General features: G+C 61.1%; 17 protein-coding genes. 5 read left to right on the top strand and 12 right to left on the bottom strand.

Translation table 11 applies throughout. The annotated features are described in order from the left end of the window. Nucleotide 1: 1 nt before the first annotated feature. The 9 genes from P3T40_RS43010 to P3T40_RS42970 form a co-directional block, all read right to left on the bottom strand. Nucleotides 2-1,807, bottom strand: coding sequence for an ATP-binding protein (locus tag P3T40_RS43010; RefSeq protein ID WP_429273754.1), 1,806 nt, complete (start codon nt 1,805-1,807; stop codon nt 2-4). Next, nucleotides 1,804-2,892, bottom strand: coding sequence for an ATP-binding protein (locus tag P3T40_RS43005; RefSeq protein ID WP_429273753.1), 1,089 nt, complete (start codon nt 2,890-2,892; stop codon nt 1,804-1,806). The genes P3T40_RS43010 and P3T40_RS43005 overlap by 4 nt, the downstream gene beginning before the upstream one ends. Beyond that, nucleotides 2,877-3,263 (bottom strand): anti-sigma regulatory factor, encoded by a 387-nt coding sequence (locus P3T40_RS43000; RefSeq protein ID WP_429273752.1) that lies wholly within the window; start codon nt 3,261-3,263, stop codon nt 2,877-2,879. The genes P3T40_RS43005 and P3T40_RS43000 overlap by 16 nt, the downstream gene beginning before the upstream one ends. Before the next feature lie 107 nt (nt 3,264-3,370). Further along, nucleotides 3,371-3,730, bottom strand: a complete 360-nt coding sequence (locus tag P3T40_RS42995; protein ID WP_429273751.1) for an STAS domain-containing protein — start codon at nt 3,728-3,730, stop codon at nt 3,371-3,373. Nucleotides 3,731-3,764: 34 nt separating this feature from the next. Then, on the bottom strand, nt 3,765-4,682 hold the full coding sequence (locus tag P3T40_RS42990; RefSeq protein WP_429273750.1) for an STAS domain-containing protein: 918 nt from the start codon (nt 4,680-4,682) through the stop codon (nt 3,765-3,767). A 328-nt stretch (nt 4,683-5,010) separates the two neighbouring features. Then, nucleotides 5,011-5,742: a TetR/AcrR family transcriptional regulator gene (locus P3T40_RS42985; RefSeq protein ID WP_429273749.1), complete on the bottom strand. Its 732-nt coding sequence runs from the start codon at nt 5,740-5,742 to the stop codon at nt 5,011-5,013. A 103-nt stretch (nt 5,743-5,845) separates the two neighbouring features. After that, entirely contained in the window at nt 5,846-6,241 is a 396-nt protein-coding gene (locus P3T40_RS42980; protein WP_429273748.1) for a hypothetical protein, read from the bottom strand. A gap of 129 nt (nt 6,242-6,370) precedes the next feature. Further along, nucleotides 6,371-7,519, bottom strand: a complete 1,149-nt coding sequence (locus P3T40_RS42975) for a hypothetical protein (protein WP_429273747.1) — start codon at nt 7,517-7,519, stop codon at nt 6,371-6,373. A gap of 314 nt (nt 7,520-7,833) precedes the next feature. Then, nucleotides 7,834-8,019, bottom strand: coding sequence for a DUF3563 family protein (locus P3T40_RS42970; RefSeq protein WP_429273746.1), 186 nt, complete (start codon nt 8,017-8,019; stop codon nt 7,834-7,836). A gap of 283 nt (nt 8,020-8,302) precedes the next feature. Between P3T40_RS42970 and P3T40_RS42965 the strand changes: the two genes are divergently transcribed. The 3 genes from P3T40_RS42965 to P3T40_RS42955 all read left to right on the top strand — a co-directional run bounded on the left by P3T40_RS42965 (nt 8,303) and on the right by P3T40_RS42955 (nt 10,413). Next, a complete protein-coding gene (locus tag P3T40_RS42965) occupies nt 8,303-8,593 on the top strand; it encodes a hypothetical protein (protein WP_429273745.1) in 291 nt (96 codons plus the stop codon). A gap of 125 nt (nt 8,594-8,718) precedes the next feature. Continuing rightward, entirely contained in the window at nt 8,719-9,729 is a 1,011-nt protein-coding gene (locus P3T40_RS42960) for an alpha/beta hydrolase (RefSeq protein WP_429273744.1), read from the top strand. 21 nt (nt 9,730-9,750) lie between these two features. Beyond that, entirely contained in the window at nt 9,751-10,413 is a 663-nt protein-coding gene (locus P3T40_RS42955) for a MarC family protein (RefSeq protein WP_429273743.1), read from the top strand. A 55-nt stretch (nt 10,414-10,468) separates the two neighbouring features. Here the strand turns inward: P3T40_RS42955 and P3T40_RS42950 are convergent, their stop codons facing one another. After that, the gene (locus P3T40_RS42950) at nt 10,469-10,657 is read right to left on the bottom strand and encodes a hypothetical protein (protein WP_429273742.1); all 189 of its coding nucleotides are present in this window, start codon (nt 10,655-10,657) and stop codon (nt 10,469-10,471) included. 64 nt (nt 10,658-10,721) lie between these two features. Next, nucleotides 10,722-10,907: a hypothetical protein gene (locus P3T40_RS42945; protein WP_429273741.1), complete on the bottom strand. Its 186-nt coding sequence runs from the start codon at nt 10,905-10,907 to the stop codon at nt 10,722-10,724. A gap of 186 nt (nt 10,908-11,093) precedes the next feature. On the opposite strand from P3T40_RS42945, the gene P3T40_RS42940 reads away from it, so the two are divergent. After that, a complete protein-coding gene (locus P3T40_RS42940) occupies nt 11,094-12,434 on the top strand; it encodes a sensor histidine kinase (RefSeq protein ID WP_429273740.1) in 1,341 nt (446 codons plus the stop codon). 64 nt (nt 12,435-12,498) lie between these two features. Beyond that, the gene (locus P3T40_RS42935) at nt 12,499-13,176 is read left to right on the top strand and encodes a response regulator transcription factor (protein ID WP_429273739.1); all 678 of its coding nucleotides are present in this window, start codon (nt 12,499-12,501) and stop codon (nt 13,174-13,176) included. A gap of 29 nt (nt 13,177-13,205) precedes the next feature. Here the strand turns inward: P3T40_RS42935 and P3T40_RS42930 are convergent, their stop codons facing one another. Further along, nucleotides 13,206-13,769, bottom strand: coding sequence for a LysE family translocator (locus P3T40_RS42930; RefSeq protein WP_429273738.1), 564 nt, complete (start codon nt 13,767-13,769; stop codon nt 13,206-13,208). Between the last annotated feature and the right edge of the window lie 141 nt (nt 13,770-13,910).

Raw genomic sequence — 13,910 nt, 5'->3', positions numbered from 1 at the left:
TTCAGGGGGCGCTCAGCATCGCATCCAGCGAAGTGAGCAATTCGGTACCCGACAGCGGTTTGATAAAAAAGGCATCGGCGCCCAGAGACTGGGCTCGATCGCCTTGGTCGATATCGCTCAAAACAATCACAGGTACGCGTCGCTGGTGCGAATCGGCACCGTCTAGTGGGCCGCTTTCGCCGACATGCCAGGCGTCTTCACCATGACGAAGCTCAGCCAGCCAGGCCCAGCATTCTTCGCGCCCTGATTGCATATCAAGTACAACGGCGGACGCGGCTGATATTGCCAGCACTGACTTTGCTTCGCGCACGGTTGCAGCAGCGGCCGACCGGTAACGCGTGTTGTGCAGCGACGCCTCGTAACGCACCCGGTCATCGAGGCTCGTCGACACAAGTAGCACCATGTCACGCTCGGCATCGAGGGCTCGAGGCTGCGGCGTTGGGGCATCCGCTGTCTCCGGCAGATACGCCTGAATGGTTGCCGTGAACGTCGAGCCTTTGCCCAGCTCGCTCTCGAGGCTAACCGCTCCACCTAATAGCTTGCAAAGCTTGCTGCATAGCGGCAATCCCAACCCGGTTCCTTTGACAGCGGTCTGCAACCGGTTTTGCACCTGTTCGAATTCTTCGAAGACGCTTTGCTGGTGCTCGGGCGCAATGCCGATTCCCGTATCCGAAACCGAGAACGTCAGCATCTGCTGGCCGGCGTCGTATAGCGCGCGCACCCGCACTTCGCCTTTCTCGGTGAACTTTAACGCATTGGACACCAGGTTGCGGAGAATCTGCGAGACCTTGCCTTCGTCGGTATAGACCGGCGGAATGTCGTCGCACGGATCGAACACCAGTTCGACGTCAGCGGCCGGCAGCAGTGGCCGTAGCATGCCGCGCAGCCCCGAGAAAAGATCGGTGATTACGAACTCGCTGGGCCGTAGCTCGACCTTGCCCGCTTCGATCTTGGCAAGATCCAGCAGGTCGTCGACCGTCTCTGATAGCTCATCAGCCGCCTTGCGAATGAAGCGGACCTGTTTGGCCTGCTCGTCGGTCAGTTCGCCGTCCGTACGATCCATCAGCAGGTTCGACAGTGCGCGGATCGAGTACAGCGGCGAACGAAATTCATGGCTCATGTTCGACAGGAAGCGCGACTTGGCATTGTCGGCGCGGCGCAGATGTTCGGCGCGTTCGTCCAGTTCCGCGTAGAGCGCGACGACACCACGATTAGTGTCTTCGAGTTCGCGCGTGAGCCGGACGAGTTCCTCCTGGCGTTCCTGCAACTCCTCGAGCGCGACAGCCAGTTCATGGCTTTGCCGTTGCATCTCATCGAACGAATTCCCCGCATTCGATATGGAGGCACCACGAGCCAGCGCTGCAACCACTTTGTCCGTAGCGAGCGGCGCGTGCGCCGGAAGGTATTTCGCCAGCGTAATGACGGCGTCGGCTGCAACGTCTTCAATTGAACAGGCATCCATAAGACGTTGGGCCGCGAGTACGCCAAGTGGACCTGGCGTCTCGCCAGCGTAAGTGTCTGCGGCGCGGGTTGGCTGTTCTTTCAGGCGGGCGATTGGAATTGCTGGAGCTACGAATCGGATCAGCAGGCTTTGCGGTTGCGTCGCTTTATCCAGCAGAAACTCGACGCGGCCCCCGGACGTTGCAAGAAACACCACGCGTGCGACTTCGAGCACCGATGTGGCGATGCGAATCTGATCGTGCTGTGAGAAAGCGAATGCTTCGCTCAGTTCGCGGGCACGCCTGCGCGCGGCGACCACCGAGAGTTCACCGTCAAGCGGCAGAACTTGCAGGGGTTCGGCCGTCATAGGTCCCCCATGCGCGCTACACGCGCGACAAACACGGTGACGTCGTCGCGACCCCGCACGAAGTCGCGATAGAGCGCGGCGGCAACCAGGGTGGGATGCCGGTGCGCCAGGCCCGGATATTTGCTCAGATCCCAGCGGGTGGCGAGGCCGTCGGAGTGGAGAATCAACAGGCCGTCGCGCGGCCAGTCAACCTGAGACTCCTGAGCCTTGCGCATCTGATGCCCGACGATGCCTGCGTGGGACACCAGATGGCGATGACCGGAGGGTGTCCAGACGCTCGCCGCAATATTGCCGACGCCGCAAAAGCGCGCAATGCCGGGAGCGCCATCCGCAGCGTCGAGCGCCGGGATACTCGCGACGCCGAGCGCCGCGCCGCGCGTGGCCCGCAACGCCACATGCGACGCCTCGACGATTTCCACTACATTCGACGTGCCGAGCTGCGCGAACGCTTCCGTAGCGGCAAGCGCTGCGGTATTGGCAAGCGGGCCGTGCCCGAGACCATCGGCGACTAGCACCACGAATTCGCCGTCCGCGTACCCGCAAGTCCACGCGTCGCCACACAGCGTCTCGCCCTGCAGCGGCAGATTGATCGCTCCGTAGGAGATGGGCGCCTGACTGTCCGGCGCTGCTGCGCCCGCATCGGCCCAGACCACGATGCGCAGCATCGTGCCAAGACCTGGCGCGCTCCATATGTCTAGCTCATCGCTGAGCCGTTGAATCGCCCCCATGCCGTTGCCGGGACTGCCGGCTGTCGTGTAGCCGTCCACGAAGCAGGCATGCAGATCGCGGATGCCCGGGCCACTGTCTATTGCGAGCAACTCAACGCCGCTGCTGACCGGCAGCCCCGATGCCGCCGTGACGGCACTCACAATAGGCCGCACCAGCAACTCGCCGCGCTGTGCGTGTTTGAGTTGATTGGTCGCACATTCGGTCACGATGATCGCCAGCTTGCCGAGCAGCGCGTCGCTGAAACCGAGTCCATGGGCCGCGTCACTGATGCCGCGCCGCGCGAACGATACTGAGCTAGGATCGCCGACTTCGAAGCGACGCTGCGTTACGCTCAGCCCGTTCAGAATGGCTTCCATTTGGTCACCGAAACATGAGTACCTTCGCCCACCACCGAACGGATTTCAAACTCGTCGCACAGCCGCTTGGCACCGCCGAGACCCAAGCCGAGGCCGTTGCCGCTGGTATAGCCGTCCGCCAGCGCCCTGGGAATATCCGCGATGCCAGGTCCGTTGTCGATGAACTCGAGCCTCAGACCGACACGGCCGTTACGCCGCAGCGTATATAAGTGTACGTCACCCCCTCCGCCATAGATGAGGGTATTGCGGGCGAGTTCGCTGGCCGCGGTCACGAATTTCGTCTGATCGATCAGTGAAAGGCCCTGGGCCACTGCCTTTTCGCGCACGAAGCGCCGCAGCCGCACGATCTGCTCGTCCGAGCGAATGGGCATGATCTCGTCAGGCGGCTGACCTTCAGGCCCCGTTGGACCTGGCGTCTTATCGCTGTTCGTCGAGGAGGACAAGGCGGCGGCCCCGTTTGTCTTGCCAGGAATGGTGCTCAAAGCGATGCCGTGCCGGTCAGCAACGCCATACCCTTTTCCACGTTCAACGCGGTGCGCACGCCTGGCAGCGCAAGTCCGAGTTCGACCAGCGTAATGGCGACGGACGGCTGCATGCCGACCACCACCGTTTCCGCGTCGAGTACGCGTGCCATCGCGGCGGTGTCGCCGATCATCCGGCCAATGAACGAGTCCACCACGTCGAGCGACGAAATGTCGATCAGCACGCCTTTGGCGCCGTCCTTGACAATGCGGCTCGTCAAATCGTCCTGCAGCGTCATGGCCAGGCGGTCGTGCATGTCAACCTGGATGGTGACAAGCAGTAGCTTGCCCATCCGCAGAATTGGAATGCGTTCCATGGTCGTGGTCCGGTGGAGTCCGCGTGAGCCGGCGTCAGTAGCCGACGAACTGGTTGCCGCGCAACGGACCCGGCGCGCCCGGTGCTTCGGCTACCGGGGCTCCGCCCGACACCGATTTACCGGTGCGCTTCAACGCGACAATGAATGCGTCGGCGAGCGTGGCTTTGGTGACGACATTCTGCAGATTCACGCCGAGATGCACGATGGTCTGCGCAATCTGCGGGCGAATCCCGCTGATGACGCAATCCGCGCCCATGAGTCGTGCGGCCGCGACTGTCTTGAGCAGATGCTGGGCAACGAGGGTATCAACCGTGGGCACGCCTGTGATGTCGATGATCGCGATGGCGGCGCCGGTCTCGACGATCTTTTGCAGCAGGCTCTCCATCACCACCTGGGTGCGCGCGGAATCCAGCGTGCCAATCAGTGGCAACGCCAGAATACCTTCCCACAGCTGAACCACCGGCGTGGACAATTCGAGCAGTTCCTGTTGCTGACGGACGATGACCTGCTCGCGGCTCGTCTGGAAGACTTCCGTGGTGTAAAGGCCCATCGCATCGAATAGCGTGCTGATGGTCCAGGTCAGTTCGGCGAGGGTGGCGGGATCGGCGGCCAGTGCGCCGCGCAAGCGCGCGAAGAGCGGTTCCTTGAGCGAGAACACGAACATGGCGGTTTCTACGGGCGTAAAACCTTGCCGCGCTCGTTGCTCCGAGACTTCTGCAAGGAAGTTGCGCACTTCGTCCCACGTGGGCGTATTGAAGTCGACCTGCTCGGATGAGCCGAGGGCAGCACAGACGAGGTCGACGAACTGCACGAACTGATTACGCAACTGCGCTTCGGGTACGCCGCCGCGCCGCGATGTAATCGCGTACTGCTGGGCCACCCATTCGCCGAGTAACTCGCTTTGTCGTTCGTTGAAGAGTCGGGCGAGACGCGTTCCGCCAAGCGTTTGCATACAGTGTCCCCAGTCAGTGGTCAGCAGATGGCGCAAAGCGCCGGCCATAGTGTTTTACCCGCGCTACGTCAGGCCGCCGATGTGCGCATTGGACTTTAGCATGTGGCTGACTGCAATCACAACGGGACTTCGAAACTGCTTGAGGCGGTACTAAAGGTAGACCCTATGAGTGGGGAAAGCGCCTCCACTGCATAGGTCGAATTTGCGGGGCAAGGGATGGCCGCTCGTTGCGAAGGTAACTATTGCCTGTCGTGCGGTAGTTAGATGAACTTGCGAACGCTGGCTCTTGCTTGATGCCGACCTCCTGCTGCGTGGACGAGCGCCAGGATCAACCGCTTCGCGCTTTGCTCTTGCCCGGGGCGGCGGAAATGACCTGAACGTGTTCGATGGCCGCGTCCACCAGCGCTTCCGCGTTCTCTATGCCCTCGGCTGAATTGGCCAGCGCGTTCAGACGCCCATCGATCAGCAGCAACGCGAGCCCGTGAACGTAGGCCCACGCGGCAGTCATGGCGATGGCCTGCGCCGCGTCGATCCTGCTGAATGCGCCGGAACCGTCCTCTGCATTTGCGGCCGCTTCTTCATCGAACACACCGGCCAGCGCACGTGCCGATGCGCGCCGCGCTTCGACCAGCGACGGCCGGGTCGCGTCGAGCATTTCGCCGCGTGACATCAGGTGCAGCAGAGCGGGATTGGCCCTCGCGAAGCTCACGTAACCGCGGGCAATCGCTTTGCGTCGCGGCTGGCCGGGCTCGGTGCCGGCGGCGTTGTCCGCCATAACAGAGGCCAGCCGCCGGTGACCGCTTGCGGCTAGCTCGCTCAGTACGCCCGCGGTGTCGCCGAAGTGATGCTGGGGCGCCGTGTGCGACACACCCGCTTCCCGTGCAATGGCGCGTAAAGTCAGACCGCGGATGCCATCTCTGCGCAGGACAAGCTCCGCCGCATCGAGAAGCGCGTGGGGCAGCGAACCATGGTGATAGGGCTTGTCGCGAGGGGATTTGGCGACTTCGGCAGGGTGTTTCGACGGCGTGAGAGCTTTGCGGCGTGAAGGCGCGTCATTCATACGGTAGATCGGGTCCGGATTTTTACAGTGAAAAGATATGGTGACCGACCGGACGGGAAAAGTCAAAATCTTTCCGTCGTGAAGATGAGTGCGCCCCGTCTCATCAGGAATAATCCTTGAACGCCTTGACCGTCGTCCAGTCCGGCGAGGTCAATTCCCATACGCGATGGATCCTGCCATCGACATACGCAGCGATCAGCACGACCTCGAATTCCGTCGCGTCCTCATTCGGTCGCTGCGTCTTGATCCACACCCGCACGGCAACACTCTCCGCGCTTTCCACCCACGATGCTTCGTCGTAGCGAATCTCATAGGTAATCGGGGTGGCGTATACCTTTTCGTGTCCCTGGGAAAACGTTTGGTAATCCTGACGTTGCCCATTGGTTTCGAGCAGGAAGCCTGGGTGGTAGTAGTGAGAAATTAGCGAGGCGTCTTCCTTGACGACCATTTCGCTGAACATTTCTCGTAACAGTCTTTGGGTCGAAACAGTGGATAGCATGTCGGTGCTCCGCAAAAGGTGGGACTGACAGAGGATTTGAAAACGTGGCGAGCACGCCCGGCACATGTCGGGCAGTGATCGCCACGTCGGGCCACATGGGTGGATTTCCCTGGCAGGTTTCGCGCTGCGTTACGGCGCCGGGCTGAGTTGCAGGATGACGTTGTCGTCGAAATCGGCCGTGTAGAGCGACTGCCCGTACCACGCGAGTTGATCGATGGACGGCAGGCTGCCTGGCAGCGGTCCAAGACTCAGGCCGGTTTGCGTGAGCGAGCCAGCGAAGGTGCTGACCACGCCCGCTGGGGATATCTCGCGAATCTCCCAGTTATTGAAGTCATTGGCGTAAATGTTGCCCGACGGGTCCACTACCAGGGACGACAAGCCGTTGAACGTCGCGGAATTGCCGGGCCCGTCCGATGCGCCCGAAATCGACAGTGAGCCCGCCAGTGTCGTGGCCGTCCCGGTGGTGCCGTTCAGCGTCACCTTGTACAGCACGCCCGCATTGCCCTCGGGATCCTCATCGGCAATATAGACGTTGTTGGCCGAGTCCACGGCCAGTCCGGACGGCAGCACGAGTCCGAGCGGCGTGCCCGCCGCCGTGGTCAGCGAAATCACGTTGACCGCGCCTGCGGGAGTGATCTGCGTGAGCACGTGAGCACCTGTGGCCTGCGCGACGGTAAAGACGTAGATGTTGCCGGCATGGTCGGCGGCGATTTCGGCGCTATCGTCGGTCTGCAAGGCCTGGCCGGTGCGGGGATCGACGAGGGTCGTGACCTGCCCGGCCGGCGTGATCTCACGCACGGTCACCGCCTGGCCCACATCGGTCACGTACAGGTTGCCGGCAGGCGAGATCGCGATATGCGCGGGCCCTTCAAACGACGCCGTACTGCCGGTGCCGTCCGCCGAACCCTCCGTGCCGGCAGAGCCCGCGAAAGTCGAGACCGTGCCGCCGCTGATTTTGCGGATCGTGAAGTTGTTGTTGTCGGCCACATAGACGTTGCCGGCAGAGTCGACTGCAACACCCGTGGGCGTGTTGAATTGCGCGGAAGCGGCGGGGCCGTCGACCGCGCCTGTCGCATTGGGGTTGCCGGCAAAAATGCTGATGCTGGAGGTCGGGTTCACAGGCGGCGGTGGGTTCGGTGAACCGCCGCCGCCTCCGCTCCCGCCGCACCCAGCAAGCGTGACGGCGGCGAGGACGGCGGCGACCAGTGAGGCGAAGCGAAATGAACTACGGCGGCGCAAAGATTGGGTTGAGCCTATGGCATGGGTTTCTGAGGACATAAAAATGAATCAATGGTTAAGCAGTTAAGTGGAGAGCAATGGCGGCAGGAGGGCGCGTCTCGATTGCATCGACGCGATCCGGGGCTGCGCATTTCAGCGGCAAACGTTGGGAGCGGGTCTGGACGATTTCCGTGGCAACCCTGAGACGCTATGAATTTCGAAGGGCTAGCCGTTAAATCTTTCCAGTGGTAAGATTCTGATTCCACGACATGCTTCGGTCAAGACATCTTTCCATTGAAAAAATGTATGGAAGATGGGTGGCTATTGGGCACGTGGGCGCCCCCGAAATAGGGGGGGCGCGGCGGGGAGCCCGATCAGACCTTCCATTCGTGCGGTGCGCTGGCCGAATACAAAGTGAACGGGTAATGGGCCGTTTCAACGACGTACATGCGATGTTCGAGATCAACGAAATCGGTGGACGAGGCCAGATAGGTGTCGCGTTGCAGTTCCTCGGTGTTGACGAACAGCGCGCCTAGACGCTTCGCAAAGTTGGCAAACATGATGTGCTCCAGTCGTGAGTGCGACGCTTCGGAGATCGCTCCACTTCGTCGCCAGGGTTGCGGCGTACGGTCTGGATGGGTCAGGAATGACAGCACCGTTCGTCGATGGACCAGATCGTAGGCGCGAAGAATGAGCCGAAAATGAGCAGCCACAGGTTCAAAAAGGCCGTATTGGCGTGGGGCCGCCGCGGGCGTGTTCCTAATTCGTGGCTCACTTTGTCTCACCACAATGCAGTCATTCGATGCGGTCAACAGACTGTCATCAGAGACAAGGAGAGCAAAGATGAAACTCATTCGACAACTGGCCGTTGCTGCGGCCCTCGGAGTCGGCCTCGTGAGTTGTGCGCAGGCGCATGTGTTTGTCGGCATCGGCGTAGGTGTCCCCGGCCCGGCGTATCCGGTTGTGCCGCTAGTCCCTGTGGCACCGGTTTATGCGCCGCCGCCTGTGTATTACGCACCGCCACCGCCGCCGGTCTACACGGCGCCCGTGGTCGTTGGCTATTACGGACATCCGGCCTGGTATGGGGGTTACTACGGAGGCTGGCACGGCGGATATGGTTACTGGCGTCGTTGAGGTACGAGGCCGCCGAGGTTGCAACAGGTTGAGCGCGTGCTTTACCTGAGCGAGCGCGGCGTCATCTAAACAACGGCGCACGCTCGCGTTTCTCGCGCCGGCTCTTTTTTTTCGATTGACTGACCATGAATATTCCGGATTACCAACCGACTACTTCCCCGCTACGCACCGAAAGCGCGGCGATGCCTCGCCGTTCCGAGAGCTGGCAAGCAGCGTGGCTGCGCCGCACGATCCCGCTGGTGATGGCGCTGCAGTTCGGTTCTAGCCGCCGTTCAGCGCCTGATATCTATACCATCCGGTCGCGCACGCATCGATATACATGGCCGGCCCGGTGCGCGATGCGCCTGCTTCATTCGCAGGTGCGCCGGAACGTCGACGTTAAATTGAAGGGTGAGTGGATCAGACCGGAGGCCGCCGCCTCAGCACACACGGAGCGTGTCGTGCTGTTTCTGCACGGTGGCGCGTACTATTTGGGCTCGCCCGCGACGCATCGAGCGGTAACCGTCGAGTTGGCGCGTGCGTCTGGTTCGGCGGTGTTCGCACTGGACTACAGTCTTGCGCCCGAGCATCCGTTCCCTGCTGCACTGCAGGACACCCTGCATGCTTATCGGACATTGCTTGCACGGCGGATTGCGCCAAGCTCGATTGTGTTTGCCGGAGATTCCGCCGGCGGAGGGCTTGCGTTGGCGGCGCTAGTGGCGTTGCGCGACGCCGGCGAGCCGCTGCCTGCCGGCGCCGTGCTGTTATCGCCGTGGGCGGATCTGACAACCGTCTGGCGTGCGAAGCACAATGTGTTGTCGATGAATCGCACCGCTATGGAGGTGGCCGCGCAAATGTATCTACGCAACGTAAGGCCGTTCGAGACACTGGCGTCGCCCGCGCGGGCAAAATTGCATGGATTGCCGCCCATTCACATTCAGACCAGCGACTCCGAAGGCTTGAACGAAGACGCGCATGCGCTTGCCGCCAAACTGCAACGGGCAGGCACTCGCGTGGAATTCGCAGAATGGCATGCGATGCCGCACGCGTGGCATTGTTTCGCGCCGTTCATTCCCGAAGCGCGTGCAGCTCTGGCGCAGGCAGCAGTGTTCATCCGTGGCTGTTGGGTAAAATCCGACCACACCGCGAGCACGTGACCTGTCTACCGGACGCCAACCATGCTTCACGAACTGACGAAAACCGTTTTGCTGATCTTCGCGTCGCTTTTCCCGATCATCAATCCACCGGCGGCCGCTTTCATCATTCTGAGTATGGTTCCGCACGCGACGCTCGCCGAGCGTGCGGAGTTGGCGCGACGCATCGCGATTAATAGTTTTGTGATCCTGTTGGCTTCATTGTCGGTGGGGGCGTATCTGCTGTCGTTTCTCGGCATTTCCATCGCGGTCCTGCGCGTCGCCGGGGGATTTATCATCGCGATGGCCGGCTGGAATCTGCTGCAGTCGTCGGGGGACGATAGTAGTGAGGCACAACCGGAAGCGGGGACGGGCGGCGACCCGACACTGCGGATCAAGGCCTTCTATCCGTTCACCCTGCCCGTGACCGTAGGGCCGGGATCGATTTCCGTCGCCATTGCGCTAGGTACCGGCTCGCCAGAAAAGGGCTTGCAGCCAGTCCATTTCATCGGTGTGGGCGTTGCTTTGGGATTGCTTTGCGTCAGCATTTACCTGTGCGTGCGCTTCGCCGGGTACATGGAGCGGCTGCTGGGGCCGTCAGGCACGCAGGTGGCGATGCGTCTCTTCGCCTTCGCGATCTTTTGTATTGGTGTACAGATCTTGTGGCTTGGTCTGTCCGATCTGCTGAACTCGTTGCATCTGCATTGATCCGAGAGGAGCGCAGCTACATCCACCTCGCAGCGCTTACGACCGCGCGAGGTGTTTAGTAGAGCAGCTCGCGGCGACTTGCGAGGTGTGCCAATTTGGCCAACCTGGCTCCGACGTGTTGCTGGACAAAGTGCTTGCGTGCCACCTTGCCGAGTTCGAGCAGCAGCAGGAAAATCGAGCCCGTCGCTGCAGCGCTGGTGACGGCCAGTGAGATGTCGAACAGCCATTCGAGCGTTACGAGCATGATGTGCTCCCCGAGTGTTAGTGGACCGGAATCGCAACGGTCCTTGATCAACGAAGCAGACATTTCAGACGGATATGGCCATTGCCAGCACCAGGTACGGCAATAACTCTTCATAGGTGGCCGGTTGTTCAGCGGCCACAGCGCCGCTTCCGAGCGCAGGGCCCGCTTTTGCCGGCTGCATGGGCACAGCGGACATAACGGCCGGTTTGCTATAAGTGACGTTGGCGCGGCGGTTGAAGAGCATGAACATGATGAACATCCTTTCGGTCGGGTCAGGCGAATCATTGATTCGGATGACCTATCTTCGCCGAGGAGAATGAGGGGAAAATGAGCGTGCAACCCGACCGTGTGCCGCGCAGCGCCGGACATCCCCGGCATACATTTACGTGGTCCGTCGATGGGAATGAACGGACTGGCTTGTCCTTTGCGAAGTCAAATGAAACCTTCTCTGAGAAATAACCTGGTGATTGCGCTGGGCTTGCTGGTCAGCGCCGTGGCGATTGCGCAAGGCATCAGCTCGTACCAGTTGTGCCGCGCGGGGATGAGTGCGCTGCTCGATCTGCGGCTCGAGCAGGTCGCCGTGCGCATGCGCAATGGACTGGCCGAGACGATTCCTGCGACACCCTCGCGCGGCTCACAGCCCAGCCGCGACATTGTGATCACGATCCATAAGCCAGGCAGCGAAGTGCCGCTGCGTTCTACTGATCCATCGCTGCAACTGCCAGAGGACGCCGCTGCCGGTTTCAGTTCACATATGGTCGCTGGCGAGAGGTGGCGAATCTACACGCTGCGCGATGTGGGCATGCTGATCCAGATTGCACAACGCTCGTCGGTGCGCGACGAACTGGAACGCGAAACCGCACTCAACACCTTGTGGCCGACCCTCGTGTTGCTGCCGCTGGTGCTTGGCGCGGTGCTGCTGATTGTGCGTATGTCGTTGCGCAAAATGAAGCAGCTCGGCGAAGAGGTCCAGGGGATCGACGCGTCCCACCTGAAGCCGCTGCCGTCGGCGGGGGTGCCGACCGAGTTGCTGCCCTTCATCGATTCGATCAACCGGATGATCGAGCGTCTCGCGCAGTCAATCGAAGCGGAACGGAAGTTCATTGCGGATGCCGCGCATGAATTACGGACCCCGCTTACCGCGTTGCAGTTGCAGGCGGATAATCTTCAGCCGCACATCGTCCCAGGTAACCAGGAGCGATTTAACGAATTGCGAAGCGGCATCGGGCGAAGCAGTGCGTTGATCGCACAACTATTGCGGCTCGCGCGGGCGGATGCGCCTTTATTGGGCGGCACGATCGAACCCACGGATGTCTCGCGAATCGTCGTCGAGTCGGTATCGGATGTGCTGCCGATCGCCGCGGCGCGCGGCATCGATATTGGCGCGGAAGAAATGGTGGTGGCCAAAGTCGCGGCGCCCGGCGCGGATGTTTCGGTCGCGGTCAAGAATCTGGTCAGCAACGCAGTCCGCTACACGCCGAATGGCGGCACGATTGATCTTGGCATGCGCACGGAAGGCAATATGATGTGGGTCGAAGTGACGGATACGGGTCCGGGCATTCCTCAGGAACTGTTGCCGCGCGTGTTCGACCGCTTCTTTCGGGCGAATCTGGATGTCGAGGGCACCGGTCTCGGGCTGTCCATCGTGAAGTCCATCACCCAGAAATACGGTGGCGACGCAGTCATTCGCAACCGCAGCGATGGCCGCTCGGGTGTGGTCGCGGCAGTCAGTTTTCCGCTGGCAGGGACGCCCGCGGGATCTCTTGGATCGACATAAATAGGCACACGGGTACTATGGCGAAATCCGCGGGCGCGGACCCCTATCCGCATAGGAGAGACGCATGAGAGTCCTTCTGGTTGAAGACGATCTTCAGATCGGGCAAAGCCTGATGCGCGCACTAAAGGACGCAAGCTACAGCGTCGACTGGGTGCGCGACGGCCTCGCTGGCCGCGCCGCAATGGAAGCGGCCGAATATACCGTCGTACTGCTCGATCTTGGCTTGCCGGGGATGTCGGGAATCGAGCTGCTGCGCTCGGCTCGAGCCGGTGGCAACGCCGTGCCAGTCCTGATCCTGACGGCGCGCGACGACCTCGACTCGCGCATTGAAGGTCTGGATATTGGGGCGGATGATTATCTGCTGAAGCCTTTCGAAGTGGGCGAACTGCTGGCGCGAATTCGCGCCGTCTTGCGACGCAAGGCGGGCTATGCCGTGTCGCGGCTCGGTGACGACACGATCAACCTGAATCTCGACCAGCGGACGCTCACATTCGGCGACAAGGTTGGCGTGCTCTCTGCTCGTGAATTCGCGCTGATGCATGCGTTGCTGGAGCATCCCGGCACGATCTTTTCGCGCAGCCAGATCGAAGACAAGCTGTATGGATGGGGCAAGGAGGTCGAGAGCAATGCCGTCGACGTACTCATCCACTCTGTGCGGAAGAAGTTCGGCCAGGGCGTGATTCGCAACGTGCGCGGGTTGGGCTGGACCGTGATCCTTGGCGGGGCGCCGGCGGGTGAGTGAATCGGCTACCACCTCCGTCGGCAGGTAGGCTACGCCCGGAACTGGACCACCTGATGTACTACCGTCCACGCTAGCGACAAAGAAAAGGCAGCCAGGACGATGGATGCACCACGCTGCAGGTGGACAGGACTGACCCGCATCAACTGGCCACTACCGAGCGCTGCGCCAAATGCGATCCACGCGAGGCCGGTTGGGACCAGTGCGACGGTGAAGATTGCCATCGCTTCAAGATAGGTGGGCAAGCTCTCGAACGCAGCCGCTGGAAAGATGGTGCCGGCGAACAGGATGGCTTTTGGATTGAGTAGTGTTGCAACAAACAGCGTGCGCAGGCCGATTGTCTTTTGCGTCGTTGAAGGAAATGCGCTCGCGGTTTGCCACATGCGAACTGAGAGGAAGGCAAGATACAGACTGCTGGCAATACGCAAAAGCGCCGGTATCCAGGTTAGCGAAGTTGCCGCATGCGCGAGAAAAAACCCCAGCACCGAAATCGACACCAGGTAGCCGGAAAATTCGGCACCAATCAGGTGAACTGAGCGCCGCATTCCCCGCTGCAGTCCGGCAGTAGCGAACAAGGTATTGGTTGGACCCGGCATGATCAGCACGATAACAATACCTAACGTCAATAATGCGGCACTAGAAGGAATGGCACTTACTTAAGCCAGCATGGAGGAGAAGACGCGGGTAAGTACTTGAAGAGAAACGGAGGAGGCTGATCCAGGGATTGATAGGATGGT

Source organism: Paraburkholderia sp. EB58 (assembly GCF_050436665.1).
GTDB lineage: Bacteria > Pseudomonadota > Gammaproteobacteria > Burkholderiales > Burkholderiaceae > Paraburkholderia.
Note: the sequence above shows the minus strand (reverse complement) of the source record. Positions and strands in the feature narration are given on the sequence as shown.